Origin of the sequence: Micromonospora sp. NPDC003816 (assembly GCF_042874705.1) — a bacterium.
Lineage (GTDB): Bacteria > Actinomycetota > Actinomycetes > Mycobacteriales > Micromonosporaceae > Micromonospora.
This window is the reverse complement of the sequence record NZ_JBIANP010000002.1, coordinates 653476-680410: the sequence shown is the minus strand read 5'-3', so window position 1 is coordinate 680410 and position 26935 is coordinate 653476. Positions and strand designations below refer to the sequence as shown.

The window sequence follows — 26935 nt, the reverse complement described above, 5'->3', positions numbered from 1 at the left end:
GCGACGGGGGGAGGTCCTCGTCGGGACTAGAGTGTTCCACCGGGGGTGCCCAGCGATGGGCCGGCACGTGGAGGTACGGCCATCGAAAGCCAGTTCAACGGCGAGTCGTCCGGCGTGTCGCCGTCCGCGGACCAGCCCGCCGGGACATCCGGCCGGGACACGACCGGCTTACCCGGCGGCGGTGCCGCCGGCCAGCCCGCCGATCCCAAGAGCCCACCGAGCGGGCCCGCCGCCCAGGCCGACCTGTCCGGCTACGGCGCGATCCGCTCGGTGCTGCGTATCCGCCCGTTCCGCCGGCTCTGGATCGTGCTCGGCGCCGCCTCCTTCGGTGACTGGCTCGGCCTGCTCGCCACCAGTGTCTTCGCCGCCGCTCAGGTGGAGGGGAACACCGCCAAGGGCGCTGCGTTCGGTGGCGTGATCGCCATCCGGCTGCTGCCCGCACTGGTCCTCGGCCCTTTCGCCGGGGTGCTCGCCGACCGGTTCGACCGCCGCTGGACCATGGTCATCTGCGACGTGCTGCGATTCCTGCTGTTCGCCTCCATCCCGCTGTACGCGCTCACCGGCGCCAGCGGCGCCCGGGTGGTGAGCTGGGCGGCGATCGCCACGTTCCTGATCGAGACGGTCACCCTGCTCTGGATCCCGGCCAAGGAGGCCGCGGTCCCCAACCTCATCCCGCGTGCCCGGCTGGAGACCGCCAACCAGCTCACGCTCATCACCACGTACGGCCTGACCCCGATCGCCGCCGCGATCCTGCTCGCCTCGGGCGACGGCATCGTCCGGGGTGTGACCGGCGGCGAGATGCCCGCCTGGGCCGAGCCGGCCCAGCTCGCGCTCTGGTTCAACGCGTTCTCCCGCCTCGCCACCGCCCTGGTGGTGGCGTTCGGCATCAAGGAGATCAGCCAGGCGCAGACCGCCGAGGGGGAGCGCACCGAGCAGAGCATGCTGCGCCAGTTCGCCGAGGGATGGCGGTTCATCGCCCAGACCCCGCTGGTCCGCGGCCTGGTCCTGGGCATCCTGGGTGCCTTTGCCGGCGGCGGCATCGTGATCGGCACCGCCCGCTTCTTCGCCGCCTCGCTCGGCGCCGGTGACGCCGCGTTCTATCTGCTCTTCGGCGCGATCTTCCTGGGCCTGGGGATCGGCATCGGGCTCGGCCCGATGATCGTCCGGGACATGTCCCGGCGCCGCTGGTTCGGCATGAGCATCGTGCTGGCCAGCGCCTCGGTGATGACGCTGGCCTTCGCCTTCCACCTGTCCATGGCCCTGCTCGGCGCGATCCTGGTCGGCGCCGGGGCCGGGATGGCCTTCCTCTCCGGCACCACGCTGCTCGGCGGCGAGGTCGCCGACGAGGTACGCGGTCGGGTCTTCGCCGTGGTGCAGATCGGTACCCGGCTGGTGCTGATCCTGGCCATCGCGCTGGGCAGCCTGCTCGCCGGCGTCGGCGGCTCCCGGACGTTCGAGATCGCCGACCTGGGCATCTCGGTCTCCTCGACGCGGCTGCTGCTGCTCGTCGCCGGTGCCGCCGGGATCTTCGCCGGGATCAGCGCGTTCGGGCAGATGGACGACAAGAAGGGCGTACCGGTCCTGGCCGACCTGTGGGGGTCGATCCGGGGTCGCCCGCTGATGCCGGCCGAGCCGTTCGTCTCGGCCGGGCTCTTCGTGGTCTTCGAGGGTGGCGAGGGCGCGGGCAAGTCGACCCAGCTCGCCCAGCTCGCCGAGCGGTTGCGCGGCGACGGGCGGGACGTGGTGGTGACCCGGGAACCGGGTGCGACCGCCGTCGGCACCCGGATCCGGTCGATGGTGCTGGACACCACCGGGGACGAGGCGCCCTCGCCGCGCGCCGAGGCCCTGCTCTACGCCGCCGACCGGGCTCACCACGTGGCCACCGTGGTCCGTCCCGCCCTGGTCCGGGGCGCGGTGGTGATCAGTGACCGGTACGTCGACTCCTCCCTGGCGTACCAGGGTGCCGGTCGTACGCTGCCGGTCGACGAGGTCTCCTGGCTCTCCTCCTGGGCCACCGGTGGGCTCAAGCCCGACCTGGTGGTGCTGCTCGACGTCGACCCCCGGACCGGGCTGTCCCGGGTGGCCGCACGGAGCCAGGCCGCCGACCGGCTGGAGGCCGAGTCGGTGGGCTTCCACGAGCGGGTCCGGTACGCCTTCCTCGACCTGGCCGCCGCCGACCCCAAGCGGTACCTCGTCCTCGACGGCTCCCGCCCGGCGGAGGAGATCGCCGAGCAGGTGGCCCGCCGGGTGGAGGAACTGCTCGGTGCCCCCGGCGGCATCTCGCACCCGGACCCGGCGAACGGCCCGGACACCTCGGTCCAGCCCGAGTTATCCCCATCGGAGCTGGTGACGACGGAGCGAAGTTGATGCCGGACGCCTTCGCCGACCTGGTCGGGCAGGACGACGCGGTGGAGACGCTGCGCCGTGCGGCGTCGGCCGCCGCCGCGGTGCTGCGCGCCGTCGACGGCCCGGACACCGGGCCGACGGCGTCCCCGGACGGTCCGGACGAGGGCGACGGTACGTCCCCGGGGGGCGACCCGGGCGCGGGGATGACCCATGCCTGGATCTTCACCGGGCCGCCGGGCTCGGGACGGTCGGTGGCGGCACGTGCCTTCGCCGCCGCGTTGCAGTGCGTCCACGGCACCGGCTGCGGCACCTGCCCGGGATGCCACACCACGCTCGCCGGCACCCACGCCGACGTGCGGCTGGTGGTGCCCGAGGGACTCTCCATCGGGGTCAACGACATGCGGGCGCTGGTGCTCCGCGCGGCCAGCACCCCGTCCGGCGGGCGCTGGCAGGTGGTGATCATCGAGGACGCCGACCGGTTGACCGAGGCGGCCGGTAACGCGCTGCTCAAGGCCGTGGAGGAACCGCCGCCGAGGACCGTCTTCCTGCTCTGCGCGCCGTCCACCCACCCGGACGACATCTCGGTGACCATCCGGTCGCGCTGCCGGGTCGTACCACTGCGGCAGCCCTCGGCCGAGGCGGTCGCCGAGGTGCTGGTCCGTCGCGACGGCATCGCGCCCGACGTGGCCCGGTGGGCGGCGGCGGCCACCCAGGGACACGTGGGGCGGGCCCGGCGGCTGGCCGGCGATCCGCAGGCCCGGTCGCGGCGGGACGCGGTGCTCGCGGTGCCGCGTCGGCTGACCGGGGTGGGTGCCGCGTTCGACGCGGCGTCCGCGCTGATCGAGGCGGCCGAGGCGGAGGCCGAGGCGTCCGTGGCCGAGCTGGACGCGGCGGAGCGTGCCGCGCTGGAGACCGCGCTCGGGGCGGGCGGCACCGGCCGGGGCGCGGCGGGGGCCGCCCGGGGCTCCGCCGGCCAACTGAAGGAGCTGGAGCGCCGCCAGAAGTCCCGGGCGACCCGGGCTCAGCGGGACGCGCTGGACCGGGCCCTGGTCGACCTGGCCGCCTTCTATCGGGACGCACTCGCCGTGGCATGGTCGGCGCCGGTGGCGCCGGTGCACACCGACACCGTCGACCTGGCCGACGCCGGTGCCCGCAAGTGGCAGGCGGAGGGGGCGTTGCGGCGGCTGGAGGCGGTGCTCACCTGCCGGTCCGCGATCGAGGCCAACGTCAAGCCCCGGATCGCGGTCGAGTCGATGATGCTCGCCCTCTGGAAGGGCTGACCCCGGCCCGCGTCCCACCGGATGCCGCGTCCTGACGGAGCGGTCGGCTCCGGGATCCGCGCAGGCATCGACACGCCCGATTCTGGTGCGGTACGGTCCGGTGTGCCGTGGTGACGGCGGCGGTACGCACAGTGAGGGCGACTGGGGAGGAGTCCGCTGATGCCTCGGGGCGAGATCGACGAGGCGTGGATCGAGGAGGCGGTCCGACGCTACCGTCGGATCGAGTCCCTCCAGGCCGAGTTCGACCAGGCCGTGGCGACGGTCGAGGTCACCGTCCGGTCGCCGGACGGCCTCGTCGAGGTGGTGGTGACCGCCGGTGGCCGGATCACCGACGTGCGTTTCCTCGGCCCGCTGCACGCCCGCCAGCCGCGTGACGTCGCGGGTTCGGTGCGGGCCGCGGTGGTCGCCGCGGCGGACGCCGCCCAGTGGGCCCGGGAGAAGCTGCACAACGAGACGTTCACCGCCTACCGGCCACTGACGGGGGCGTGACATGGACACCCTTCGTGCCCTGGCCGCACGGATCGACGAGGCGAGCGCCACGTTGACCGCGCTGTCCCGCTCGGTCACCGCCGCCGACCCCGCGCAGGTCTCGTTCGGCGCGGACGCGCCGGGGAGACCCGGCGAGATCGGGCGGGCGCTGCACCGGCAGTGGATCACCGCCACCGGTGACCGGGCCCGTGAGGCACACGCCGCCGCCGCGCAGTTGACCGCCACGGCGGCCGCGCTGCGCCAGGCCGCCGACCGCTATTCCGACACCGACTCCGCCGCCTCCCGCCGGCTGGCCGGGGAGAGGTGATGGACGCCCTGGACCGGCTCGCCGAGCCCGGGATCGACCTGCTGCGCCGGGTCGACACCCTGCTCGCCGCCGGGGCTCCGGAGGGCCACCGGGTCTGGCCGTTGCTGCGTCGGATGCAGGTGCTGCCCGGCGACGCACTGCGCAGCTTCCTCGACCTGCGGGCGGCACCGTTGGCCGGTGCCGGGCACACGGTGCGCCGGCACGTGCACGGGTACGACCACGCCTGCGCCACGCTGACCGATCCGCTGCTCTGGTCCGGGCCGGCCGCCGCCGCGTACGGGCAGTCCCGCACGATGCTGCTGCGCCACCTCGACGACGGCCCGGAGAGTCTGGTCGGGCGTCTGGAGGCCACCGCCGGCTACGCCGACGCCCTCGCCGACTGGGTGGAGGGCAGCCGGCTCACCGTCGCCCGCACCCTGGCCGAGGTGATCGGTTCGGCCGAGGCGGTCTCGGTGGTGGCGGCCACCTCCATCACCCGCGAGCCGCCGCACTCCGGGCCCTCGTCGCCGGGCACTGCTGCCGCCGCCGAGATCGCGGCCCGGGTGCTGGCCGTGCTCTGCGTCGCGTACGACGGGGCGGAGACGCTCCTGCGGCAGTGGGCGCCGAGCCTGGCCGAGTCCCCGTTGCGGACGACGTCGACCCGGTTCCGCCCCGGCGCCGCCCCGGGCGGGACGACCACCCGCGTCGGCTGGTAGCAGCACGGCCGGACGTCCCGGCCGGGCTCGGCCGGTGAGCGGGGCGCGCTGGCACGCAGCACGGCGCCGCACACGGGAACCCGATCGGGCCCACGCGGCGGCGCCGTGACTTTCCTGCACCCCCCGCAGGTCTGTCCCACACTCAACGCTGTCGAGCCCCGTTTGTCCCGTCCGTGACGGAGTATTCAGCCGTCCGGTCGCCATCGTCGTACCGGTCGGTGACACGGGATCGGTCGAGTCGACAGTCATGGATGATTACGCGGTGCGGTCACCCGTCACGCCGGCCCGACGGAAATCCGGCGGCGCGTCGTAGGGTGAGGAGCATGGGCATGCTCTGCGCGGTCAGCTTCCAGCGGTACGGGCGTCTCTACTACCTCGACCCTGGTGACTTCCGACCGCAGGTCGGCGACAAGGTGCTGGTGCCCACCGACGACGGGCCCGAGGTGGCGGAGTGCGTCTGGGCCGCGCAGTGGGTCAGCGACGACACCGAGGGCTTCCCCCGGCTGGCCGGGCTGGCGCAGGAGGAGGATCTGCGCCGGGACGAGACGCTGCGGCGCCGCAAGGCGGAGGCGAAGGTCGCGGCGAAGCGGCTGATCCGCGAGCACGGCCTGCCGATGAAGGTGGTGGCGATCGACCACGTGCTCGGCAGCGCCGACGGCGGCGGCGAGCGCAGCACCGTCTATTTCACCGCACCGCACCGGGTGGACTTCCGCTCCCTGGTCCGCGATCTCGGGGCGACCCTGCACTGCCGGGTGGAGTTGCGCCAGCTGTCGGCCCGCGACTCGGCCCGGGTGCAGGGCGGTATCGGCTCCTGCGGGCGTGACCTCTGCTGCGCCACCTTCCTGAACGACTTCGAGCCGGTCACCATCCGAATGGCCAAGGACCAGGACCTGCCCCTCAACCCGCTGCGCATCTCCGGTGCCTGCGGCCGGCTGATGTGCTGCCTCAAGTACGAGCACCCGCTCTATCAACGCTTCCAGGAGTCGGCGCCGGAGGTCGGTAGTCGCGTCTCCACCCCGAAGGGGGAGGGCCGGGTGGTCGGCCACAGCGTTCCGCGCGACGCCGTCACCGTGCGCCTCGACACCGACGGCTCGCGCTCCCTCTGCTCCCGCGCCGACGTGTGCGGCTCACGCCAGGCGTACGACAGCCGTGACCAGTCCGGCCCGGAGGGCGTGACGCCCCGGCGCTGACCGTTCGGGACGCTGCTCGCCGTGCCCCGCTGGTTGTCCTGCGGCGACGGGTGTGCGGTTCACCGAGCTGCGTGGGGCCGGTCAGCGCAGGACGACGGGAGGTTCGGCCAGCCGGGGACGCAGCGGGCGGCCCGGGGCGAGCCAGGATGCCTCGGGCGATTCGTCGGGGTTGACGCGCCACCGGCGGCCCACCCGGTCGACCGCGATCGGATAGAGGGTGAGCGTGCCGTCCGGGTCGATGCGCATCCGCACGAAGCCCTTGGCGTCCTCGATGCCCTGACCGGCGAAGAGTTCGTTGACGTTCACCCCGAAGGCGCTCGCCACCAGCAGGTACGCGGCCACCAGTTGGCTGGCCACCAGGCCGATCACCGGCAGATAGACCGTGGCGGCGGCCACTGCGGGCAGCGGCCACGGCCAGTCGTGGAACGGCAACGACACCCACGCCCAGGTGCCGGCGGCGGCCAACCCGACGTGGGCCAGCCCGTGCCCGACACCCAGCAGCCAGTGCCGGACGTGCCGTTTGCCGCTGGAACTGGGCGGCTTCGCGAACAGGGCCGCCGCGAGCACGGTCACCAGCACCATCATCACCAACGGCACGCTGAACAGTCGCTGCTCCGAGGCTTCCGCACGGAAGTCGGTCACGCCGGCCATGGAGAGCATCAGCAGGGTGTGCAGGATGCCCAGCAGCGTCGAGAAGCCGGGATTGCGCAGCGGCAACCGGCCGAAGATCCCCCAGCCGTACCGGCGGGAGCGGGCCGCGTCGGGGTAGCGGGCGGCCAACTCGTACGCGCGAGAGGGGCTGGAGCGGCGGGCCAGGGTGTCCCGGGGCGGCACCTCGATCTGCTCGGGCAGCTTGTGCGTCGGGTAGAGGTACGCCCCGCCGCTGCCCGAGGTGACCAGTTGCCGGCCGTCCGGCCCGGTGTAGCGGGCGTAGTGGTGCAGGTCGCCGGAGATCAACAGGCGTACCTGGGCGCCGGTGGGCGCGACGATGGTCCGGATGAAATAGTCGATCGAGTCGTACGCGGTGGGCTGGTCGACGGCCTTCACCCAGGCCGGAGCCGGCACCGCCAGGATCACCCTGCTCTGCGGGCCCAGTTTCTCCGCCACCGCGTCGAAGTAGGTGAGCTGCGGGTCGTCGACGTACGAGCCGGACTGGTCGTCGAGCCCGAGCAGCCACCAGTCGGCGGGCAGTTCGGCGGCGAAGTACGAGCGGGACTGGCCGGTCCGCCAGCCGCCGAAGTGACGGTCCCGGGTCCGGACGAACAACCGCAGGAACGCGGTCAGCCCGTCGTACCAGTCGTGGTTGCCCGGCACCGCGAAGATCGTCGGCTGCTCCGGCGGCGTGGTCGGCAGCGCCGCCTGGTACGGCCCCTTGCACCGGTCCTCGTACGCCTCGTACGCCGCCGACGGGTAGACCTGGTCGCCGCCCATCACCAGGGTCTGCGCCCGGGGCAGCCGGTGCCCGTCCACCTCCAGCTCGCGCTGCGCGAGCAGGTACGCCACCGAGTACGTGGCGTTGAAGCCGTCGCCCAGGTCGGCCACGTAGTCGAGCCAGAGCCCGCCGTCCGGCCCGACCTGACGGGCGACCTCCGCATCCAGCGCCTTCTGGAGTTCGCGCTTGTCCAGGTACGCCCCGAACAGCATCGCCAACAAGGTCCGCAGACCGGTGCTGATCAGCAGGAACGGTGCGAGCCACGGCACCGGCTTGCGCGGCGTGAAGCCCAGCTCCAGCGGATCGGTGCTGCGCGGCCGTCGCGCCGCCCGCCCTCCGGAAGCCTCCTCGGCGTACGTCCCGAGTGGCGCCGCCCGGCCGCCGGCCGTCACCGGCTCGGGCGCGTGGTGGCTGTCGGCCTCGGGACGCGTACCGTCACCGGGCGGAGGGTCGAACGGTTCGTCGCGGGGGATGTGGTCGTCGGTCACCCGCCGGAGCGTAGTGCCGCGCGGTGTGCCGTGCCGAGCCCGAACGCGCCCGATGTCCGGTCCGTCGAGTCCGGGGAATCCCGCTCCGCCCCGGCGTGGTGCGTGCCGTACACTTGGCGATCGTTGCCGCCTTAGCTCAGTCGGCTAGAGCGACGCACTCGTAATGCGTAGGTCGACGGTTCGATTCCGTCAGGCGGCTCGGTGGGGAAGGGCCTCTGGCCTCGGGAGTAATCCCGTTAGCCAGAGGCCGTTTCTATGCCTTCACGATCAACAGTGTAGGTCGAGGTGTAGTGCCCCATCGTCGTCACCCCGAGCGTGCAGGCCGGAAGTGACGCTCCGGCCTGTCCGCACCCGAAGCGACGTCACCACGCACTACGAATTCGACACGCCCTCGTTGAAGCCCTCGTTGAAACCCTCCATGAACGCCGAGAAGGACCCGGTCAGCAGGCACCCCGCACAGCACAGCGCGATCAGAAGCGCCGGCACCGCGATCCACAGGACGATCGCCCACCCACCCAGCCCGGCTTTGTTCGGCGGCTGCTGGGCGTACATCCCCGGCGGCGGCTGAGGCGGGTACTGGTGCGGGGGATAGTACGGCTGCTGCTGGTACGGGTCGTGTGGATGCATCCGGCCATCGTCACCACGCACGGACTCGCGCGGTACCACCCGATCGGTATATCCCGGACCACCGAAGAGGGGAGTCAAGAACCCGCACGAGCGTGCGGGATGCGGCACTGAGGGTGGCGGTGGAAGGTTGGCGGGGCCCAAAACCGCACGGTCGCGCTGCTTTGGTGGACCTGTGGGCTCTCGTCGCGCTAATCTTGCGCAGAACCGCACGTTCGTGCGGCGAGGATGGGGGCCTGCATCATGCTCGAACTCGATCCTGGCGCCGCTTTCGCCGGTGCGGTGAGAAAACGCCGGCGGCAGCTCGGTCTGGGGCAGGGCGAACTAGCCGACCTTGCCGGAGTGTCGGAGCGCTTCGTGTATGCGCTGGAGCGAGGAAAGCCCTCCGTCCAGTTGGACAAGGTCATAGCCGTGCTGTCGGCGCTGGGGCTCCACCTGGAGCTTCGTCGCGGTGGCGGGCCCGCCGTCACGCTCAGTGAAGGAATCCCCCGATGAGCGCACCGTCGGAGGATGCCCTCGAAGGGCTCCGCTCGGTCGACGAGGCGGACGTATTCAAGGCGGGCCGGCATGCGGGCACGCTTGCCCGTACCCAGGACGGCATTGAATTCCGTTACCTGGATGCGTGGATCGAAGCCGGAGGGGCGCCCGTCGCCACCACCATGCCGGTGACGACTGAGCCGCTCGTCCGTGCCGGGGGCGCACTTCCCGCCTACTTCACTGGATTGCTGCCAGAGGGGCGTCGACTCGGTGCCCTTCGCCGCGCGGTGAAGACGTCGGCCGACGACGAGTTGTCCCTCTTGCTCGCGGTCGGGTCCGACGCGGTGGGCGACGTGCAGATCGTGCCGGCAGGTACGCGGCCGGCGATGGTGCCGCCGCGGGTGGTGATCGACGAGGTCTCCTCCATGAGCTTCGCCGACTTGCTGATCGAACTGGGCATTCGTGCGCAGCGAGAGGCCCTTCCCGGCGTCCAGGACAAGACGAGTGCCGCGATGATCAGCCTGCCGGTCGCCCGTGCCGGCGAACGTCACATCCTCAAGCTGAACCCCGCTGAATATCCACATCTTGTGGAGAACGAGAAGTTCTTTCTCGACGCTGCACGCAGGTCAGGTCTGAAGGTGCCGTCTAGTCGACTGGTCTTCGACGCTCGGGGGATACCGGGTTTGCTGGTCGCCCGCTTCGATCGCGTCACTGTGGACGGCCTGCCGCTGTCGCTGGCTGTCGAAGACGGCTGTCAAGTGTTGGACCGCCCGCCTGCCGACAAGTATCGAGTCGGTGCCGACCGCACTTTCGCGGGCCTGGCCGATCTCTGCGATGCCCGTGCCGTCGCCGGTCAGGATCTGATTCGACAGTTGGCCTTCGCCTACCTCACCGGCAACGGCGACGCACATGCAAAGAACTTCTCCGTGCTTCAGGGCCCCGACGGTGAGTGGCGGATCTCTCCCGCCTACGACCTGCCAAGCTCATACCTCTACGGCGACAAGACCATGGCTCTGTCGATCGGAGGCCGCAGCGGGGGCGACTTCAGGGCTGCCGACTTCGTCGGCCTGGGAAAGACACTTGGCGTGCCGGAACGTGCGGTTCGGCGGGTCCTGACCGGCATCACCGAACGGGCCGACGCCTGGCTGGATGAACTGCTCTCTCTGCCGTTCGACGAGGGCAGACTCACCAAGCTCGGACGCGTGATCAGATTTCGGCGCGGCCAACTTGCCCTGAACTGAGCCGCCGGCTCCCACCCCGTGTCACAGGTGGCGCCCATACTCGACGGCGACACCACGATCGCGATGCCAGCCGGAGGTCCCGCCGTGCCGTACACACCAGTCGTCGTCAGCCTGCCGATCGCCGACCGGCAGGTCTCGCACGACTTCTACCGGGCCGTTCTCGGTCTGGCCACGATCGGTGAGCCGGCCGGGGACGGCCTGCCCGAGCCGTTGCAGTTCGAGGTCAACGCCGGGTTGCGCCTGATGCTGGTGCCGACCGGTGGCTTCGGCTGGGTGCTCGGCGGCCGGGAGGTGGCCGACCGCCGGCACAGCGAGTGCGTACTCGGGTTGACCGTGGACGGCCCGGCCGAGGTCGGCAGCCTGGTCTCCCGTGCGCGTGACGCCGGTGCGGAGGTGGTCACCGAGGCGGGGCCGCAGCCCTGGGGATACGCGGGCACGTTCGCGGACCCGGACGGCCACCTGTGGATGGTCACCGCCGCCGGTGCGGCCGGTCAGGAGGAGTAGAGCCTGCGGGCGTACTCCGGTCCGTAGTGGCGCTCCAGGTCGGCCAGGGTCTCCACCGGGTTCTGCACCTCCTTGATCAGGCGGGCGGTGCTGGGCAGGGGGTCCGCCGGCCAGCTCTCCGGCTTCCACAGCGCGGAGCGGAGGAACGCCTTCGCGCAGTGGAAGAAGATCTGCTCGATCTCCACCACCACGGCGAGCACCGGGCGGTGGCCCTTGACCACCATCTGGTCGAACCAGGGCGCGTCGCGCAGCAGCCGGGCCCGCCCGTTGATCCGCAGCGTGTCGCCACGCCCCGGGATCAGGAAGATCAGCCCGACGTGCGGGTTCTCCAGGATGTTGCGGTAGCCGTCGGCGCGCTTGTTGCCGGGGCGCTCCGGGATGGCGATGGTCCGGTCGTCCAGCACGAGGGTGAAGCCGGCCGGATCACCCTTGGGCGAGACGTCGCAGGCGCCGTCCGCCCCGGCCGTGGCCACCAGACAGAACGGCGACGCGGCCAGCCACTGCCGGTCGCGCTCGTGCAGCGTGGTGCGTTCCTTCTCGGCGGCGCGGGGTGTCGGGGTGCCGAGCAACTCGCGTAACTCCACCACCGAAGTGATCTCTGCCGTCACTGTGTGCCTCCCCGTGAAGTTGAACCCGGTGGCGGCATCCAGGCGGGAAACCGCCACGGCCAGTGTAGGCGCGCCTACTGTGATGAGCTGTCTCCCCTGATGGGGGAGGGTGTGACCGCAGCACGAGCCGTCGACGGCGAAACGACCCGAGCAGTGGAGGCCCGGAGCATGGAGAGCCGACTCAAGGTACTGGGTCATCCGGTGCATCCGATGCTGGTCATGTTCCCGGTGGCCCTGCTGGTCACCACCGTGCTGTTCGACCTGATCGACACGCTCGGCGGGCCACGGTTCCTCGGCGAGGTGGCGTACTGGAATCTCACCGTCGGGTTGGTCGGCGGCCTGCTGGCCGCGGTCGCCGGGGCCTTCGACCTGCTGGCCATCCCCGCCGGAACCCGCGCGAAGCGGGTGGGCATCACCCACGCCGTGGCCAACCTCGCGGTGATCCTGCTCTTCGCCGCCGTCTGGGTGGTACGCCTCAACGCCGAGTCCCGGGCCGCCGGTGGCGCGCTGATCGCCATCGAGGTGGTGGCGCTGGGCATCCTCGGCGTCAGCGCCTGGCTGGGCGGGGAACTCGTCGACCGGCTCGGCGTCGGGGTCGACAGGGACGCCCACCTCGACGCGCCGAGTTCGCTGCGGCCGGCGTCGGCCGGACAGCCGACGGGAGGCGTGCGATGACCCGGAACTGGCGCGGCGGTCAGCAGGGTTGGGACCCGATGGGCGAGTTGCAGTCGCTACGTGCCGAGCTGAGTCGGCTGCTCGGTGGCCGTCCCGGGCCGCCCGAGGTCGAGTTGGGCGAGATCCCCGACGGCTGGGAGGTGGTGGTCAGGCTGCCCGGAGTCGCGCCCGAAGAGGTGGCGGTCGAGTTGGACGACCGCGAACTGTGCGTACGGGCTCGGACGGAGGCCGAGGTCAACGCCGATCACGGCATTCCCGGAGGTTTCGAGACGCGCGGCTTCGAGTACCGCATACCGCTGCCGTCGCGGGTCGACCCGGAGGGCATCGACGCGGTGATGGACCACGGCCTGCTGCGGGTACGGCTGCCCCGGGCCACCCGGCCCGCGCCCCGCACCATCACGGTCGGCCGCACCGGGCCGTACCCGACCGCTGCGGGTACGCCCCGTGGTGCCGACCCGGCGGCGGACCGGGAACTCCACCAGCCGGACGTCGCCCCCGGCGAGTACGAGCGGTAATCCCCTGCCGTGGCCGCTCCGGACCTGCTCGCCCCGGCCACCGGGCTGGTGCCCGACGTGGCCCGGATCGCCGTACTGCGGGCCAACGCACTCGGTGACTTCATCTTCGTGCTGCCCGCGCTGGACGCGTTGCGGACCGCGTACCCGGGGGCGGAGATCGTGCTGCTCGGCGCGCCGTGGCACGCGGAGCTCTGGACCGACCGGCCGGGTCCGGTCGACCGGGTGGAGGTGGTGCCGCCGGCCCCGGGCATCCGGGCGGCGGGCTCCGGCGAACCCGAGGCGAGCATGGTCGAATTCCTGGCCGCCGCCCGCGAACAGCACTTCGACCTGGCGCTGCAACTACACGGCGGCGGGGCGAACTCGAATCCGCTGGTCGCCGCGCTCGGTGCCCGGGTCACCGCCGGACTGCGCGCCGAGGACGCCCCACCGCTGGACCGGTGGCTGCGGTACGTCTACTACCAGCCGGAGGTGATCCGCTACCTGGAAGCGGTGGCGCTGGTGGGTGCCTCGGCGACCACGATCACCCCGACGTTGGCGGTGACCGAGGCGGACCGGGCCGAGGCCCGCAGGGTGCTCGGCGAGCCAGCTCGCCCCCGGGTGGCACTGCATCCGGGTGCCACCGACACCCGGCGTCGCTGGCCCACCGACCGGTTCGCCCGGGTGGCCCGGATGCTGCACGCCGACGGGTACGAGGTGCTGGTCACCGGTACCCCGGCCGAGCAGGAGGTGGTGGACCAGGTGGTGGCGGCGGCCGGGGTGCCGGTCCGGCCCCAGGTGGGCACGCTCAGCCTGGGCGGGCTCGCCGGCTGCTACGCCGACTGCGAGTTGGTGATCTCCAACGACACCGGCCCACTGCATCTCGCCGGTGCGGTCGGCACGCCCACGGTCGGCGTCTTCTGGGTCGGCAACCTGATCACCACCGCCACCGGACTGCGCGGACGGCACCGACCGATCACCTCGTGGACGGTGCACTGCCCGGTCTGCGGGGTGGACTGCACGCCCGGGATCTATCCGCACCGCCCCGGCGACGGCGACTGCCCGCACCGGGACTCCTTCGTCACGGACGTACCGGTCGTCGAGGTGCTGGAAGCCGCCCGCGAGCTGTTGTTCCGCTAGAGACGAATGTAAGGAGGGGACCCCTACTAACGCCTGGTGTATAGGAAGGGTCCCCTCCTTACATCCGGGGGTCGGCGAGGACCACTTCCCACGCCTCGACGTCGCGTTCGGTGACGGTGGTCGGTGACTCCAGGTGGTAGGCCCCGCTGGGCAGGACACCGGCGCCGCCGTGCCGCGCCATCACGGTGATCTGGGCGGCGACGTCCTCGCCCTGATGGCGCTCGTGCACCCGCCGCCAGAACTCGAAACCGCCGCACTCGACCAGCTTGGCGCGGTCGTACAGGACACAGCCGCCGATCCAGGAGACCTGGTACGCCCGCCAGCTCCCCGGCGGCAACTCCAGCGCCTCGGTGACGTGCAGCAGGTTCGCCGCCGAGTGGATCTGCGCCCGGTCCCACTCGGGAGTGCCCGGGCGGACGTGTTCGGGCACCGGTCGGCCGGTCCACTCCCGGTAGTGCCGGTGCGTCTGCGGGCGTACGTCGTCCAGGTATGACAGTCCGTGCACCGCGTTGCCGACGAAACCGCAGCCCAACTCCTCGATCGCGGTGACCAGCCGGGCCAGTGTGCCGGGTTCCAGCCAGACGTCGTCGTCGAGGAAGAGCACGTACCGGGCGGTGGACGCGGCGAGCAGGGCGGCCCGGTGTTCGGCCAGCCCGCGTCGGGGCAGCCGACGGGTCAGCAGCACCGGATGTCCGCGATACCGCAGGGCACGGACCATGGTGGCCGCGGCCGGGTGGGCGTACCCGGGGTCGCCGTCGGACTGGTCGCTGACCACCACCCCGAACCCCGGCACCCCCTCCTGGGCGGCGAGCCCGGAGAGGGTGACGGCGAGTTCGGCGGGCCGGTCCCGGGTCGGGACCAGGACGTCGAGCAGCCGGTCGGCGCGGAAGGCCGCGTGGTCGCCGGTGTCGAGCGGTCGGTTCACGGCGCCTTGCCGGTGGTCGGCGGGACACCCACCCCGGGCGCGGTGACCGGCTGGCCCACCTCGACCGCCTGACCCGAGCCGACCGCCTGACCCGAGCCGACCGCCTGACCCACGTCGACCGCCTGGCCCGAGCCGACCGCCCGGCCCGCATCGACCGAGTCGACCGAGTCGCCCGCCTGACCCGCGTCGACCGAAACGGCCGTGTCGACCGAGCCGGCGGTGTCGACCGAGCCGGCGGTGTCGACCGAGCCGGCGGTGTCGACCGAGCCGGCGGTGTCGACCGAGCCGGCCGTGTCGACCGAGCCGGCCGTGTCGACTGCGGTGCCCTGGCCGTGGGCCCGGATCCGCTCGATGATCGCCGAGGTGGAGCGGTCCGGCACGTATCCGAGTGTGCGGACCTGCCCGCCCAGTCGCTGCACCAGCGGTGCCTCGGGTACCAGGTCGGGCGGGTAGTCGCCGCCCTTGACGTAGACGTCCGGGCGGATGGCCTCGATCAGACCGGCCGGTGAGTCCTCCTCGAAGACGACCACGTGGTCGACACAGGAGAGCGCGGCGAGCAGGGTGGTGCGGTCCTCCACCGGGTTGACCGGCCGGTCGGCGCCCTTGAGCCGGCGGACGCTGTCGTCCGAGTTGACGGCCACCACCAGCAGGTCGCCGAGGGCGCGCGCCTGCTCCAGGTACCGCACGTGGCCCCGGTGCAGCACGTCGAAGCAACCGTTGGTGAACACGATCGAGCGCCCGTTCCGCCGATGCTCCGCGATGATCCCGGTCAGTCCCTCGGCACCGACCAGCGCCGAGTCGCCCGGCGTCGGGTGGCCGAGCGCGGCCAGCAGGTCGTCGCGGCGGCACACGCAGGTGCCGGTGCCGGCGACGGTGCTGGTCGCGGCGAGTTGGGCGAGCTGCGCGGCGGTCGGCAGCGGCGCGCCGGCGGCGAGTGCGAGCGTCATGGTCGCCAGGTACGCGTCACCGGCACCGACCGCGTGGCTGGCCGGTACGGGTGTGCTGTGGCTGCGGGCGGGCTCTCCCTCGGCACCGCCCACCACCGCACCGTCGGTGTCCAGGGTCACCGCGACCACGTCGGCGCCGGTGTGTGCGCGCAACTCCGCCAGCCGGGACCGGGCCAGGACGGCCCGGTCGACGCCGGCTCCGGCGTCGGCGTTCACGGTCACCCCGGTGCCGGTCACGCTGAGCCCGTCGCGGGTCATCGCGACCCGGCTCTCGCCCGGGGTGGGCTCACCGGTCGGTCCGTCGGTGCGCCGCAACCCGCCCGGGGCGGTGCCCACGGTCAGCTCCGAGGGTCCGTCGCCCGGGTGCATCTCGGGGTGTTCCAGGTGCAGGTCGGTCGGGGTGTCGGCGGCGGCCAGCCCGGCGGTACCGGCACGGGCGAGCAGCCGGCTCGCCTCGGCGAAGCTCGGCGTCACCACGGTCGGGGCGAGGCCACGCCAGTCGGCGAGGTCGTGCGCGTCCAGCGCGACGGTGGCGTACCGGCTGCGATGGGCGACCAGCCAGGCGCGTACCGGCGCAGGTAGGGCACCCAGGCCGTAGTCGCAGATCACCAGCGTGGGAGCCGCGCCCCCGGCGGCGGCCCGCAGCTCCTCGGTCGCGCAGTCGAGGGCGGTGAGCAGGCAGTCCACGCCCACGTCGGTGAGTGGGTCGTCCGGGTCGCCGGAGTCCTCGCGGAGCAGGATCTGGTCGCCGGCCAGCATCCGCCGCTTGACCGGGGTGGGGCGGCCGGGCTGGTTGACGGTCCGGTCCCAGACGCCCGCCCGGTCCAGACAGTCGTGCAGCTCGTCGCCGGCGACGTCGGCGCCGACCGGTGCCACCAGCACCGACCGGCCGCCCAGGGCGGCGACGTTGACCGCGGTGTTGGCCGCGCCGCCCGCCGCCGAGATGCGTCGCCGCAGGGTGAGGACCGGGGCCGGGGCTTCCCGACACAGCCGGTCGGAGTCGGCGAACCGCCATTCGTCGAGCATGGCGTCGCCGATCACCAGGACCGGGCGCCCGAGCCAGCTCTGCACGACGTCGGCGAGCCGGAGCGGTTCCGCTGCTGCTCGTGCCATGCCGGCGGATCCCCTTGCCGCTCCGGGTCAAACCTGTCCGACCGGCGGCCGGTGCGGGCTGGGTCACGCACCTCGGGGCGTTTCGGGCGTTCGGGGCCGGGCAGGTTTCCCACTGACCCATGGAGAGGAGATGCAGCATGGCAGCCACGTTGCAGGGCAAGCGAGTCGCCTTCCTGGCCACCGACGGTGTGGAGGAGGTCGAGTACGTCCAGCCGCGCGAGGCGGTCGAGCAGGCCGGTGCCACCGCCGAGCTGGTGTCGATCAAGCCGGGCCAGATCCGTGCCTTCGACCACCTGGACCCGTCCCAGACGTACGACGTCGACGTCAGTGTCTCCGAGGCGGACCCCGACCGGTACGACGCGTTGGTGCTGCCCGGTGGGGTGGCCAACCCGGACTTCCTGCGGGCCGACCCGGCGGCGGTGGCCTTCGTGCGGTCGTTCTTCGACGCCGGTAAGCCGGTCGGCGTGATCTGCCACGGCCCGTGGACCCTGGTCGAGGCGGACGTGGTGCGGGGCCGGAGGCTGACGAGCTGGCCGAGTCTGCGTACCGACCTGACCAATGCCGGCGCGACCTGGGTGGACGAGCAGGTGGTGACCGACAACGGCCTGGTCAGCAGCCGCAACCCGGACGATCTGCCGGCCTTCTGCGCCACGATCGTCGAGGAGTTCGCCGAGGGCCGGCACTGACCCGACCACCGGCACCACCCGTGGCCGGTCCGGCCGACACGCCCGCCAGGGCTCCGGACGGACCGGCTTCGTCCGTCCCGGGCATGTTTCCGGTGGTACGGGAAAACGGGCGCAATGACCACGGAGAACCATCCGGAGCCGGTGCTGAGCAAGGGGCAGCTCCGGCTGCTGATGTTCGGCCTGATGACCGGCATGCTGCTGGCCGCCCTCGACCAGACCATCGTCGGGACCGCCCTGCCCACCATCGTCGGCGAGCTGGGCGGGATCAGTCACTACTCCTGGGTGGTGACCGCGTACCTGCTCGCCTCCACGGCCTCGACCCCGCTGTACGGCAAGATGGCGGACCTGTACGGACGCCGTCCGGTGTTCCTGTTCTCGATCGGGACGTTCCTGCTCGGCTCGTTGCTGGCCGGGCTCTCCCAGGACATGACCCAACTGATCGTCACCCGGGGTGTGCAGGGTCTCGGTGCGGGCGGCCTGATCACGCTCGCCTTCACCATCATCTCGGACGTGGTCTCGCCTCGGGACCGTGGCCGCTACCAGGGCGTCTTCGGTGCGGTGTTCGGGATCGCATCGGTGGCCGGGCCGCTGGTCGGCGGGTACTTCGCGGAGACCAACTGGCGCTGGATCTTCTATCTGAACGTGCCGCTGGCGATCCTCGCCATCGTGGTCTGCTCGCGGGTGATCCGGCTGGTGCCCTTCACCCGCCGCAAGCACTCGATCGACTGGCTGGGCGCTCTGCTGCTGGTCGCCGGGGTGAGCAGCCTGCTGTTGGCGCTGAGCTGGGGCGGCAACACCTACCCGTGGGGCTCGGCGGCGATCATCGGCCTCTTCGTCGCCGGTGCGGTGCTGGCCGTCGCCTTCGTGCTCCAGGAACGCCGGGTGGCCGAGCCGATCCTGCCGCTGCGACTGTTCCGCAGCGCCACCTTCGCCCTGGCCAACGGCGCCGGGTTCGTGCTCGGTCTGGTGATGTTCGGGTCGATCATCTTCATCCCGCTCTACCTTCAGATCGTCAAGGGCGCCTCACCGACCCGCAGCGGTCTGCTGATGCTGCCGATGATGGCCGGCATCATCGTCACCTCGGTGCTGACCGGCCGGGCCATGAGCCGGATCGGCCGGTACAAGTGGTTTCCGGTGAGCGGCTCGGTGGTGCTGCTGGTCGGCATGCTGCTGTTCACCCGGTTGCAGGTGGACACCTCGCTGTGGGTGGCGTTCGGGTTCATGACGGTGATCGGCGTGGGGCTGGGACTCTGCATGCAGTCGCTGGTCCTCGCCGTGCAGAACTCCGTCTCACTGCGGGACCTGGGTGCCGGCACCTCGTCGGCGACGTTCTTCCGGTCGCTCGGCGGCTCCTTCGGGGTGGCCATCCTCGGCGCGGTCCTCTCCGCCCGGCTGGCCGCCGAGATGTCCGACCGGCTGCCCGCGGCGGTCGCCCGACTCTCCCCGGAGCAGCGGGCGGCAGTGGGTCCGACCGGTGGTGCGGGAGTGTCGGTGGACGACCCGGCGACGATCCTGGCCCTGCCCGCCCCGGTCCGCGCGGCGGTCCAGGTGGCGTTCGTCGAGTCTCTGCACCTGGTCTTCCTGACCACCGGGCTGATCGCGATCGTGGCGGTGCTGCTCACCCTCGCCCTGCCGAACGAGCGGCTGCGCGGCGCCGGCCCGGAGGGGGCCACCGGCGGCACCGACGGTCTCGGCGGCGAGGGCCCGGCCCCCGGCGGCAAGCCGCTGGACCGCTCCTCGAAGCCGGAGGCCGCCGCCGAGATGGAGGCGAAGTCCCAGACGATGCTCTGACGTGTATCAGGATCGTGGCGGCGTGGCTGTTCGTGCGTCGGCGTGTCGAACAGCCACACCGCCACGATGAGGGGTCTCCCGGCCGGTCACTTGAGGATCAGGCGGTTGGTCTGCTCGAAGACGTCCAGGTCGGCGAGGGTCTCCAGGACGCTCGCGGAGAGCGGCTGCGGCAGCGCCTCGCGGTGGAAGAAGGCGGCGTCGGTGGTCTCCTCGGTGACCCGGGCCAGCCGCCCGTCCCACTCCTCGACCCGGAACGCGGTGGTGAAGATCTGGTACGTGTGGCCGTACATGTTGGTGTTGGTGCGGTCGGGTCCGGTGTAGAGGGCGAACGCGCTGACCCGAAGCGCCCGCAGTCCGGTCTCCTCGCGTACCTCCCGCACGGCGCAGTCGGCGATCGACTCGCCCAGCTCCATCGCGCCGGCGGGCATCGCCCACTGGCCGTTGTCGGAGCGGCGGATCAGCAGGATCCGTGCGTCGCTGTCGCGGACCACGGCCCGCGCGCCGACGAACATCAGTGTCCGGTCACCGGCCAGGGCGCGTAGCTGCCCGACGTACGAATCAGCCCAGGAGATGCTCACCCGGACAAAGTACGGGGGTTCTCGCGATGGATGTGTCGGAACTGGCCACGCCGTAACGTTTCCGGGCGCATCATCGCCGTGAGGAGTGGGCGGCTCTCGAAGACCTCACTCCCGGTGGGTGGCCCCGGCGTTCGCACCGCGCCGGGGCCACCCGTTCCTTTGCGGGGCGACCCGCACAGTCAGTATTGCGAAACTTGTTCGCGTCTGTCCCCGTGATGGGGAAATAATCCCAGCTCAGGCGCTATTCGCTGGTGTCGACCAGGACCTTCCCGACGACCGAGTCCTCCACGGCGCGATGCGCGTCGGCGGTCGCCGACAGCGGAAAACGATGCAGCGGCAGGCCGGCCTCCTCGCCCACCCGGATCCCGCCCTGGGCGGCAGCCGCCGCCACGTCCACCACCGCCTGCGCCTTCGCCGCCTTCGGCACGGTGTAGACCAGCACGAACTGCCACCGGGCGTTCGGCACCAGCAGCGGCCCGATCGGCAGGGTCACCTCGCCACCACCGTCGTCCGCGTACACACAGACCACCCCGCCGGGCCGCAGCAGACGTACGTCGGTGGCGGCGTTGCGGGCCGGGGCCACCTCGACGATGCCGTGGACCCCGTCGGGCGCGACCTTGCGGACCTCCTCCACCACGTCCTGCTCCCGATAGTTGATCACTACCGAGGCTCCGGCCGCTGCGGCGAGCTGGGCCTTCTCCGCGCTGCTGACCGTGGCGATCACGCAGGCGTCGGCCCAGGAAGCGAGTTGGATCGCCGCGTTGCCGACCGCACCCGCCCCGCCCTGCACCAGCACCGTGTGATCGCTCAACGCGCCCGGACCCAGGCTGTCCGGCAGGTACTCGCCGGAGGTCAGGCAGCGGTGCGCGGTCAGGAACGGGATACCCAGGCAGGCACCCAGCTCGAACGAGGCGTCGCCGATCCGTACCGCCTGCCGCACCGGCACCACCGTGTACTCGGCGGCGGTGCCCCAGGGCCGCTGCCAGGCGGCCTCCCAGACCCACACCCGCTCGCCCACCAGCTCCCGGTCGACGCCCTCGCCGACCGCCTCGACCACCCCGGCGCCGTCCTGCCCGGGCGTCTGCCAGCCCGCCGGCAACGGGCCCTGGCGGCGGGCCTTCCAGTCGGTCGGGTTCACCCCGGCGCAGGCGATCCGGACCAGCACCTCGCCCCGCCCGGGTTCCGGCACCGGCCGATCCACCACCTGGAGCACCGTCGGGTCGCCGGTGCGCTCGTACACGACCGTCCTCATCGCGCCCTCCTCGACTCGGCGTGGGCGCCGTTGGCGTTACCCGACCCGGCGGCACCCATGCCGACGGAGGTCAAGCAGCCCTTCCGAGCACGACCTTCGCGTAGGCCGGAGAGCGGTCGGTGCCGGTTCAGCCGAGCCGGTCGACGAACTCCGGGGTCAGCTCGCCGACGGAGTCGAGCACCGCCGCCGCCATCCGCTGCGCGTCCGGATCCAGCGGGTACGACCCGTGCGGCACCGCCACCACGATCATCCCGGCGGTGGCGGCCGACCGGATGCCGTTGGAGGAGTCCTCCACCGCGACGCACCGGCTCGGATCCACACCGAGGCGTTCCGCCACAGTGAGGTACACGTCCGGCGCCGGTTTACCGCGGGCCGTCTCCTCGGTAGACAACGTGCTGCCGAACTCGTCGGTCAGGCCGGTGGCGGTCAGCGCCGCCGCGATCAGCCGGGTCGGCGACGAACTCGCCAGCCCCAGCGGCCATCGCGCGGCCACCCGGCGCACCACGTCGTCCGCCCCGTCGATCAGCGGTACGCGTTCGGCGTACCGCCGGCTCATCTCCTCGACCACCTCGGTGGCGACCTGCGCGGCGGTGCGCCGTACGCCCAGTTCACCGCTGAGGTACTCGGCCCACTCGCCGGTGCTCATCCCCATCAGCCGACGTTGGGTGTCCGGCTGCCAGGTCCCGCCCTGCGTCGCCACGTACGCGCGGCGGACCTCCTCCCAGACCGGCTCGGAGTCCACGATCACGCCGTCCAGGTCGAAGACCACCGCATCCACCACACGAACCATCCTGCCGCACACGGGGATGCATGAAAGGAAGGGCCCCCTGCTAACGCCTCGTGTATAGCAAGGGACCCCTCCTAACATCCGAGCCGCGACGCACCCGGCGGCGCAGGCCGGGCGGTGCGCTGCCGCCTACCGGGCGGGCAGGCCGATCGGGCTGTCCGGCGGGATGACCCGGTGGGCGGCCACGGCGATCGGGTCGAGCAGTTCGCGCAGTCGTTCCGTGAGCGTCGGGCCCAGCGCCTGCCAGGGGCGGGCGGCAGCGTGGTCGGTGGCCTCCTCGACGGCCCGGAAACCGGCGCGACCACGGTCGGTGGGCTTGCCGTCGGACGTCAGCCAACCCCGGTCGGCCAGCCGCTTCCGCGCCTGCGCCCACTCCTGCTCCGACCAGCCCCGGCCGAGCAGGTTGGCGGGCGGCATGTCGACCGCGACCCGCCAGGCCAGCGCCTCCACCGGATCGAGGTCGGCGGCGACGAGGGCCGCCACATGCCCGTCACCGCGATGCTCGCGCAGGGTGGTGGCGGCCTGCCAGAGCCGGGCCAGCGGGTACTCACCGCGCGGCAGCGCGGCGTTGGCCGAGCCGAGCACCCGACCGGCGGTCCCCGCCTCGTCGGCGGCGGCGGACAACAACTCGGCGGCCTCGGCCAGGTGCTGCTCGGGCAGCTCGTAGACCAGTTCGGCGAGGGCCTGCACCGCCCCGGTCAGGCGGGAGCGCAGTGCCTCCTCGGGCCCGGCCAACTGCCAGACGGCGGGCAGGGCACGCGCCACCATGTGCGGGGCGAAGGTGAAGAAGGCCGCGACCACCGGGGCGGGACCGGTGGGCCCGAGCGGGGCGGCCCGACCGGCGAAGTACCCCCGCCAGTACCCGCGCAGCCCGACCGCCTCGTAGGCGGCGCGGGCGCGCGGGTGGAAGTAGGTGACGGCGTGTACCGGCTCGTAGTGCGTCCACATCAACCGGGCCGTCCGCCCGGGCTCGTCCGCCGTCGACACCGTCATCTCCTACTGGGCGGCGAGGACGTCCACCACGAAGCGCAGCGGGCCGGCTGGCCGCCCACCCGCGCCGTCGTTGCCGTACGCCTGCTCGGCCGGGATGTCGAGCTGCACCCGGCTGCCGACCTTCACGCCGACCAGGCCCTTGTCCCAGCCCTCGATGACCTGTCCGACCCCGATCGGGAAGGTGGCCGGCTGGCCCCGCTCCCAGGAGGAGTCGAACTGCTCGCCGTTGGCGAATAGCACGCCCACGTAGTTCGTGGTGATCGACTGCCCGGCGGTGACGGCCGGCCCGGTGCCCTCGATCAGCGGGGTCACGGTGAGCTTGGTCAGTTCACCCTGGCCTGCGGCCACGGTCGGCTTGGTGCCGAGCGCCGGGTCCGCGCCCTCGGGCAGCTGCGGGGCGGGTGGGGCCCCCGGTGCGCCCGGCTCGGTCGTCGCCTCCGCCGGCGCCGACGGCGCACTGGCGACCTGGTCGGGAGCGTCGTCGCCGCCGCGCTGGCCGACGATCACGAAGACGGTGATCAGCACCGCGACCACGGCGATTCCGGCGAACCCGCCGGCCCAGGCCTGCCGCCGCCGCTTGGCCTCGGCCGCCTTCTGGGCCGCCAACTGTTCGGCCAGTCGCCGTCGCGCCTTGGTCTCCTGCTCGCTCACGTCCTCGACTCCCCTGCTGAGAGGTGTGGGTGCGTCCGGCTACAGACGCCGTCGCCGACACACGGTACCTGGTGGCTGACGCAGTTCCGACCATCGATCGTGACCCGTGGGAATTGTGCGACAACTGGGACATCGAGCCACGGCTGCGACCGGTACGAGAAGATCGCCTCGACCGGTTCGAGGAAATCGCCGGTCAGGCCGACTTGCGGGGAGTCGTCTTCTTCGCCGGAGCCTTCGCGGCCTTGGTCGCCTTCTTCTCCGCGGTCTTCTTGGCCGGCTCGGCCTTTTTCGCCGGGGCCTTCTTCGTGCCGCCGGCCGCAGTGTCGCCGGCCTTCGTACCGGTGGCCTTCTTCTCGGCGGTCTTCTTGGCCGGCGCCTTCTTCTCGGCGGTCTTCTTCTGCGCCGAGCGGGCGGAGGTGATCGGGGTGGGCTCTCCGGCGCCACCGCCGGAGGCGCCGCCGCCCTCGCCTCGGGCCGCGCGGGCCCGCTCCACCGAGGCCTTCAGCGCCGCCATCAGGTCGACGGCGGCGGGCGGTGCCTCCTCGACCTCCTCCGGCTGTACGACCTCACGGCCCTCCACCTTCGCGTCGATGACCTCCTGGAGGGCCGCCCGGTAGTCGTCGGTGAACTCGTCCGGGTGGAAGTCACCGGCCATCGAGTCGACGAGCGAGGTGGCCATCGCCAGCTCCGGCGGCCGGACCTTGAGATCCTCGTCGAGGAAGCCGAAAGCCGGCTTACGGATCTCGTCAGGCCAGAGCATGGTGTTCAGCAGCAGCACGCCCTCGCGTACCCGCAGGGTGGCCAACTGCTCCCGCTGGCGCAGCGCCACCTTGACGATCGCCACCCGCTCGGAGTCGGTCAGGGCGTCCCGCAACAGGAGGTACGGCTTGGTCGCCGTGCCCTCCGGCTCCAGGAAGTACGCCTTGTTGTAGAGGATCGGGTCGACCTGTTCGGCCGGGACGAACTCCAGCACGTCGATCGCGTGGGAGGTGCTCAACGGCAGTTCGGCGAAGTCCTCGTCGGTGAGGATCACCATCTCCCCACCGCCGATGTCGTACCCCTTGGCGATGTCGTCGTAGGTGACCTCCTCGCCGCAGACCTGACAGGTGCGCTTGTAGCGGATCCGCCCGCCGTCGGACCGGTGCACCTGGTGGAACCGGATGTCCTTCTCCTCGGTCGCGGAGTACAGCTTCACCGCGATCGAGACAAGGCCGAACGACACGGCCCCTTTCCAGATGGCCCGCATCCTGCACCTTCCTTCCCCGATATCGACCATGCTCGCATCAGACGGAACCGGGCGCGACGTGTTCGGCCTGCTACTACAGTCGGTTTCGTGCCCGGCGCGCCACTGAGGCCGATGCTCGCGGTGACCGGGCAACTGCCTGCCGGCGCCGGGTGGGCGTACGAGTTCAAGTGGGACGGCGTACGCGCACTGGCCGACATCGCCGCCGGACGGCAGCGCCTGTACGCCCGCTCCGGGGTGGAGATCACCACCGCCTACCCGGAGCTGATCCCGCTCGGCGAACAGGTCGACGACGCACTGCTCGACGGTGAGGTGGTCCTCTTCGACCGGGCCGGTCGACCGTCGTTCACCGCCCTGGCCGAGCGGATGCACGTACGGGATCCGGCCAAGGCGGCCCGGCTTTCGGCGAGTGCCCCGGTCACGTACATGATCTTCGACCTGCTGCGGCTGCGTGGCACGGACCTCACCGGCTGGCCGTACGCCCGGCGTCGGGAAGCCCTCGACGAACTCGGACTGGGCGCGGCGCGGTGGACGGTCCCACCCGTTTTCCCGGACGGCCCGGCCACCTACGACGCCGCCGGTGAGCACGGCCTGGAAGGGGTGATGGCCAAGCGGGCGGACTCCACCTACCGGCCCGGCGTGCGGTCGCCGGACTGGGTGAAGGTCAAGCTGGAGGTGACCGGCGACTTCGTGATCGGCGGCTGGCGACCCGGTGCCCGCCGGATCGGCGGCCTGCTGGTCGGGGTGCCCGGGGCCGGTGGGCAGCTGATCTATCGGGGGCGGGTCGGCGGTGGGATCGGGGCGGCCCTGGAACGCGAACTGTTGCGGGAGTTGGAGCCGCTGCGCACCACCACCTCCCCGTTCGGCGGCGACGTGCCCCGGGAGGATGCGCGGGGCGCGATCTGGGTAACCCCCCAGGTGGTGGTGGAGGTCAAGTACGGCCAGCGCACGCCGGACGGGCGACTGCGGTTCCCCCGGGTCCTGCGGCTGCGGCCGGACAAGGCGGCCGAGGAGGTGGCGGATGCCGAGTGAGCGGCTCCGGGTCGACGTCGCCGGACGCACCCTGGAGCTGTCGAACCTGGACAAGGTCCTCTACCCGAAGGCCGGCTTCACCAAGGGCGAGGTGATCGACTACTACACCCGGATCGCGCCGGTGCTGCTGCCGCACCTGCACGACCGCGCGCTGACCCGGATCCGCTACCCGAACGGGGTGGAGGGCAACTCCTTCTTCGAGAAGAACGCCCCCGCCGCCACGCCCTCCTGGGTGCACGTCGAGACGTTGCCCGTGCCTGGCTCGACGAAGGGCCGGGAGACCATCGACTACGTGGTCGCCGACGACCTGCCCACCCTGGTCTGGCTGGCCAACCTCGCCGCCCTGGAACTGCACACCCCGCAGTGGAAGGTCGGCGAGCATCCGGACCTGATGGTGGTCGACCTGGACCCCGGGCCACCGGCCACCCTGCGGCAGTGCTGCCGGGTGGCGCTGCTGCTGCGCGAACGGCTGGCCGCTGACGGGGTGGACTGCTATCCGAAGACCTCCGGCAAGAAGGGCATGCAGCTCTGCTGCCCGATCGCCGGCACCCAGTCCGCCGACGACGTGTCCGGGTACGCCCGACGGATCGCCCAGGAGTTGGAACGCGAGCACCCGAAGCTGATCGTGTCGAAGATGGCGAGGAACCTCCGGCCCGGCAAGGTGTTCATCGACTGGAGTCAGAACAGCGCGGCGAAGACGACGGTGGCCCCGTACTCGCTGCGGGCACAGCCGGTGCCGGCGGTGTCGACGCCGTTGACCTGGGACGAGGTGGAGGCGGGCGCGGCGGGCAGGCGACCGTCGACGAAGCCGTACACGGCCTCGGAGGTGCTGGAGCGGGTCGAGGAGTACGGCGACCTCCTTGCGCCGTTGCTCACACCCGGCCGCGCGCTGCCTTCGGCGTAAGGAAGGGCACCTTATTAACGCCTGCGGTATAGCAGGGGACCCCTGC

Annotated in this window: 25 protein-coding genes, 1 tRNA gene and 2 pseudogenes; 17 read left to right on the top strand and 11 right to left on the bottom strand. The window is 72.1% G+C overall.

The window, feature by feature from the left end:
* Positions 1-45: 45 nt before the first annotated feature.
* The 6 genes and pseudogenes from tmk (at position 46) to ACFYTT_RS08925 (ending at position 6307) form a co-directional block, all read left to right on the top strand.
* Positions 46-2367 carry a dTMP kinase gene (gene tmk / locus ACFYTT_RS08950; protein ID WP_387258304.1) on the top strand — a complete coding sequence of 774 codons (2322 nt, stop codon included), beginning with the start codon at positions 46-48 and terminating at the stop codon, positions 2365-2367.
* Positions 2368-2435: 68 nt separating this feature from the next.
* Positions 2436-3626 (top strand): annotated as a pseudogene (locus ACFYTT_RS08945) (DNA polymerase III subunit delta'); the annotation flags it as partial.
* Positions 3627-3785: 159 nt separating this feature from the next.
* On the top strand, positions 3786-4115 hold the full coding sequence (locus tag ACFYTT_RS08940; protein ID WP_131057902.1) for a YbaB/EbfC family nucleoid-associated protein: 330 nt from the start codon (positions 3786-3788) through the stop codon (positions 4113-4115).
* 1 nt (position 4116) lies between these two features.
* On the top strand, positions 4117-4422 hold the full coding sequence (locus ACFYTT_RS08935; RefSeq protein WP_176092378.1) for a type VII secretion target: 306 nt from the start codon (positions 4117-4119) through the stop codon (positions 4420-4422).
* Positions 4422-5117: a hypothetical protein gene (locus ACFYTT_RS08930; RefSeq protein WP_387258301.1), complete on the top strand. Its 696-nt coding sequence runs from the start codon at positions 4422-4424 to the stop codon at positions 5115-5117. The genes ACFYTT_RS08935 and ACFYTT_RS08930 overlap by 1 nt, the downstream gene beginning before the upstream one ends.
* A gap of 323 nt (positions 5118-5440) precedes the next feature.
* Positions 5441-6307, top strand: a complete 867-nt coding sequence (locus tag ACFYTT_RS08925; protein ID WP_176092380.1) for a regulatory iron-sulfur-containing complex subunit RicT — start codon at positions 5441-5443, stop codon at positions 6305-6307.
* A gap of 81 nt (positions 6308-6388) precedes the next feature.
* Here ACFYTT_RS08925 and ACFYTT_RS08920 read toward each other — a convergent pair whose 3' ends face one another.
* Complete coding sequence (locus ACFYTT_RS08920; protein ID WP_176092381.1) at positions 6389-8227, bottom strand: metallophosphoesterase; 1839 nt, start codon at positions 8225-8227, stop codon at positions 6389-6391.
* 125 nt (positions 8228-8352) lie between these two features.
* Between ACFYTT_RS08920 and ACFYTT_RS08915 the strand changes: the two genes are divergently transcribed.
* Positions 8353-8426, top strand: a tRNA-Thr gene (locus tag ACFYTT_RS08915).
* A 173-nt stretch (positions 8427-8599) separates the two neighbouring features.
* On the opposite strand, the gene ACFYTT_RS08910 is transcribed toward ACFYTT_RS08915, so the two are convergent.
* A complete protein-coding gene (locus ACFYTT_RS08910; RefSeq protein ID WP_176092385.1) occupies positions 8600-8854 on the bottom strand; it encodes a hypothetical protein in 255 nt (84 codons plus the stop codon).
* A 240-nt stretch (positions 8855-9094) separates the two neighbouring features.
* On the opposite strand from ACFYTT_RS08910, the gene ACFYTT_RS08905 reads away from it, so the two are divergent.
* The 3 genes from ACFYTT_RS08905 to ACFYTT_RS08895 all read left to right on the top strand — a co-directional run bounded on the left by ACFYTT_RS08905 (position 9095) and on the right by ACFYTT_RS08895 (position 11073).
* Positions 9095-9346 carry a helix-turn-helix transcriptional regulator gene (locus ACFYTT_RS08905; RefSeq protein WP_387258299.1) on the top strand — a complete coding sequence of 84 codons (252 nt, stop codon included), beginning with the start codon at positions 9095-9097 and terminating at the stop codon, positions 9344-9346.
* The gene (locus tag ACFYTT_RS08900) at positions 9343-10569 is read left to right on the top strand and encodes a type II toxin-antitoxin system HipA family toxin (protein WP_387258297.1); all 1227 of its coding nucleotides are present in this window, start codon (positions 9343-9345) and stop codon (positions 10567-10569) included. Before ACFYTT_RS08905 ends, ACFYTT_RS08900 begins: the two co-directional genes overlap by 4 nt.
* Before the next feature lie 84 nt (positions 10570-10653).
* Positions 10654-11073, top strand: coding sequence for a VOC family protein (locus tag ACFYTT_RS08895; RefSeq protein ID WP_176092388.1), 420 nt, complete (start codon positions 10654-10656; stop codon positions 11071-11073).
* Here the strand turns inward: ACFYTT_RS08895 and ACFYTT_RS08890 are convergent.
* Entirely contained in the window at positions 11061-11681 is a 621-nt protein-coding gene (locus ACFYTT_RS08890; RefSeq protein WP_387258295.1) for a pyridoxamine 5'-phosphate oxidase family protein, read from the bottom strand. The two genes, ACFYTT_RS08895 and ACFYTT_RS08890, sit on opposite strands and share 13 nt — an antisense overlap.
* A gap of 168 nt (positions 11682-11849) precedes the next feature.
* Here ACFYTT_RS08890 and ACFYTT_RS08885 point away from each other — a divergent pair, with 168 nt between their 5' ends.
* From ACFYTT_RS08885 to ACFYTT_RS08875, 3 genes are read left to right on the top strand one after another with little or no spacing between them, the layout of a single operon-like run.
* Positions 11850-12356, top strand: coding sequence for a DUF2231 domain-containing protein (locus tag ACFYTT_RS08885; RefSeq protein WP_131054201.1), 507 nt, complete (start codon positions 11850-11852; stop codon positions 12354-12356).
* Entirely contained in the window at positions 12353-12871 is a 519-nt protein-coding gene (locus tag ACFYTT_RS08880) for an Hsp20/alpha crystallin family protein (RefSeq protein WP_357211376.1), read from the top strand. The genes ACFYTT_RS08885 and ACFYTT_RS08880 overlap by 4 nt, the downstream gene beginning before the upstream one ends.
* 9 nt (positions 12872-12880) lie before the next feature.
* On the top strand, positions 12881-13987 hold the full coding sequence (locus ACFYTT_RS08875; protein WP_131054199.1) for a glycosyltransferase family 9 protein: 1107 nt from the start codon (positions 12881-12883) through the stop codon (positions 13985-13987).
* 58 nt (positions 13988-14045) lie between these two features.
* Here the strand turns inward: ACFYTT_RS08875 and ACFYTT_RS08870 are convergent, their stop codons facing one another.
* Entirely contained in the window at positions 14046-14912 is an 867-nt protein-coding gene (locus ACFYTT_RS08870) for a glycosyltransferase family 2 protein (protein ID WP_387258292.1), read from the bottom strand.
* Between the two features lie 314 nt (positions 14913-15226).
* A pseudogene (gene rfaE2 / locus ACFYTT_RS08865) lies at positions 15227-16972 on the bottom strand (D-glycero-beta-D-manno-heptose 1-phosphate adenylyltransferase); the annotation flags it as partial.
* A 137-nt stretch (positions 16973-17109) separates the two neighbouring features.
* Between rfaE2 and ACFYTT_RS08860 the strand changes: the two are divergent.
* Positions 17110-17658, top strand: coding sequence for a type 1 glutamine amidotransferase domain-containing protein (locus tag ACFYTT_RS08860; RefSeq protein ID WP_131057131.1), 549 nt, complete (start codon positions 17110-17112; stop codon positions 17656-17658).
* Between the two features lie 114 nt (positions 17659-17772).
* Positions 17773-19449, top strand: a complete 1677-nt coding sequence (locus ACFYTT_RS08855) for an MDR family MFS transporter (RefSeq protein ID WP_387258290.1) — start codon at positions 17773-17775, stop codon at positions 19447-19449.
* Positions 19450-19535: 86 nt separating this feature from the next.
* On the opposite strand, the gene ACFYTT_RS08850 is transcribed toward ACFYTT_RS08855, so the two are convergent.
* From ACFYTT_RS08850 to ACFYTT_RS08825, 6 genes are all read right to left on the bottom strand, one after another.
* The gene (locus tag ACFYTT_RS08850; protein ID WP_131056843.1) at positions 19536-20027 is read right to left on the bottom strand and encodes an NUDIX domain-containing protein; all 492 of its coding nucleotides are present in this window, start codon (positions 20025-20027) and stop codon (positions 19536-19538) included.
* A 241-nt stretch (positions 20028-20268) separates the two neighbouring features.
* Entirely contained in the window at positions 20269-21279 is a 1011-nt protein-coding gene (locus tag ACFYTT_RS08845; protein ID WP_176092393.1) for an NADPH:quinone reductase, read from the bottom strand.
* Between the two features lie 127 nt (positions 21280-21406).
* The gene (locus tag ACFYTT_RS08840) at positions 21407-22060 is read right to left on the bottom strand and encodes an HAD family hydrolase (protein WP_387258288.1); all 654 of its coding nucleotides are present in this window, start codon (positions 22058-22060) and stop codon (positions 21407-21409) included.
* A gap of 135 nt (positions 22061-22195) precedes the next feature.
* The gene (locus ACFYTT_RS08835; RefSeq protein ID WP_387258660.1) at positions 22196-23014 is read right to left on the bottom strand and encodes a hypothetical protein; all 819 of its coding nucleotides are present in this window, start codon (positions 23012-23014) and stop codon (positions 22196-22198) included.
* A gap of 48 nt (positions 23015-23062) precedes the next feature.
* A complete protein-coding gene (locus ACFYTT_RS08830) occupies positions 23063-23710 on the bottom strand; it encodes an FKBP-type peptidyl-prolyl cis-trans isomerase (protein WP_387258286.1) in 648 nt (215 codons plus the stop codon).
* Positions 23711-23903: 193 nt separating this feature from the next.
* The gene (locus tag ACFYTT_RS08825; protein ID WP_387258284.1) at positions 23904-24956 is read right to left on the bottom strand and encodes a Ku protein; all 1053 of its coding nucleotides are present in this window, start codon (positions 24954-24956) and stop codon (positions 23904-23906) included.
* An 87-nt stretch (positions 24957-25043) separates the two neighbouring features.
* On the opposite strand from ACFYTT_RS08825, the gene ligD (ACFYTT_RS08820) reads away from it, so the two are divergent.
* Positions 25044-25985, top strand: a complete 942-nt coding sequence (gene ligD / locus ACFYTT_RS08820; RefSeq protein ID WP_387258281.1) for a non-homologous end-joining DNA ligase — start codon at positions 25044-25046, stop codon at positions 25983-25985.
* Positions 25975-26889 (top strand): non-homologous end-joining DNA ligase, encoded by a 915-nt coding sequence (gene ligD / locus ACFYTT_RS08815; RefSeq protein ID WP_387258279.1) that lies wholly within the window; start codon positions 25975-25977, stop codon positions 26887-26889. The genes ligD (ACFYTT_RS08820) and ligD (ACFYTT_RS08815) overlap by 11 nt, the downstream gene beginning before the upstream one ends.
* Positions 26890-26935: the final 46 nt, after the last annotated feature.

What these genes read in the sequence shown, in the direction of transcription:
- ACFYTT_RS08940 (WP_131057902.1), top strand. Translation starts at nt 3,786, where the DNA reads ATGCCTCGGGGCGAGATCGACGAGGCGTGGATCGAGGAGGCGGTCCGA.
- ACFYTT_RS08935 (WP_176092378.1), top strand. Translation starts at nt 4,117, where the DNA reads ATGGACACCCTTCGTGCCCTGGCCGCACGGATCGACGAGGCGAGCGCC.
- ACFYTT_RS08930 (WP_387258301.1), top strand. Translation starts at nt 4,422, where the DNA reads ATGGACGCCCTGGACCGGCTCGCCGAGCCCGGGATCGACCTGCTGCGC.
- ACFYTT_RS08925 (WP_176092380.1), top strand. Translation starts at nt 5,441, where the DNA reads ATGGGCATGCTCTGCGCGGTCAGCTTCCAGCGGTACGGGCGTCTCTAC.
- ACFYTT_RS08910 (WP_176092385.1), bottom strand. Translation starts at nt 8,854, where the DNA reads ATGCATCCACACGACCCGTACCAGCAGCAGCCGTACTATCCCCCGCAC.
- ACFYTT_RS08905 (WP_387258299.1), top strand. Translation starts at nt 9,095, where the DNA reads ATGCTCGAACTCGATCCTGGCGCCGCTTTCGCCGGTGCGGTGAGAAAA.
- ACFYTT_RS08900 (WP_387258297.1), top strand. Translation starts at nt 9,343, where the DNA reads ATGAGCGCACCGTCGGAGGATGCCCTCGAAGGGCTCCGCTCGGTCGAC.
- ACFYTT_RS08885 (WP_131054201.1), top strand. Translation starts at nt 11,850, where the DNA reads ATGGAGAGCCGACTCAAGGTACTGGGTCATCCGGTGCATCCGATGCTG.
- ACFYTT_RS08880 (WP_357211376.1), top strand. Translation starts at nt 12,353, where the DNA reads ATGACCCGGAACTGGCGCGGCGGTCAGCAGGGTTGGGACCCGATGGGC.
- ACFYTT_RS08860 (WP_131057131.1), top strand. Translation starts at nt 17,110, where the DNA reads ATGGCAGCCACGTTGCAGGGCAAGCGAGTCGCCTTCCTGGCCACCGAC.
- ACFYTT_RS08855 (WP_387258290.1), top strand. Translation starts at nt 17,773, where the DNA reads ATGACCACGGAGAACCATCCGGAGCCGGTGCTGAGCAAGGGGCAGCTC.
- ACFYTT_RS08845 (WP_176092393.1), bottom strand. Translation starts at nt 21,279, where the DNA reads ATGAGGACGGTCGTGTACGAGCGCACCGGCGACCCGACGGTGCTCCAG.
- ACFYTT_RS08835 (WP_387258660.1), bottom strand. Translation starts at nt 23,014, where the DNA reads ATGTGGACGCACTACGAGCCGGTACACGCCGTCACCTACTTCCACCCG.
- ACFYTT_RS08825 (WP_387258284.1), bottom strand. Translation starts at nt 24,956, where the DNA reads ATGCGGGCCATCTGGAAAGGGGCCGTGTCGTTCGGCCTTGTCTCGATC.
- ligD (WP_387258279.1), top strand. Translation starts at nt 25,975, where the DNA reads ATGCCGAGTGAGCGGCTCCGGGTCGACGTCGCCGGACGCACCCTGGAG.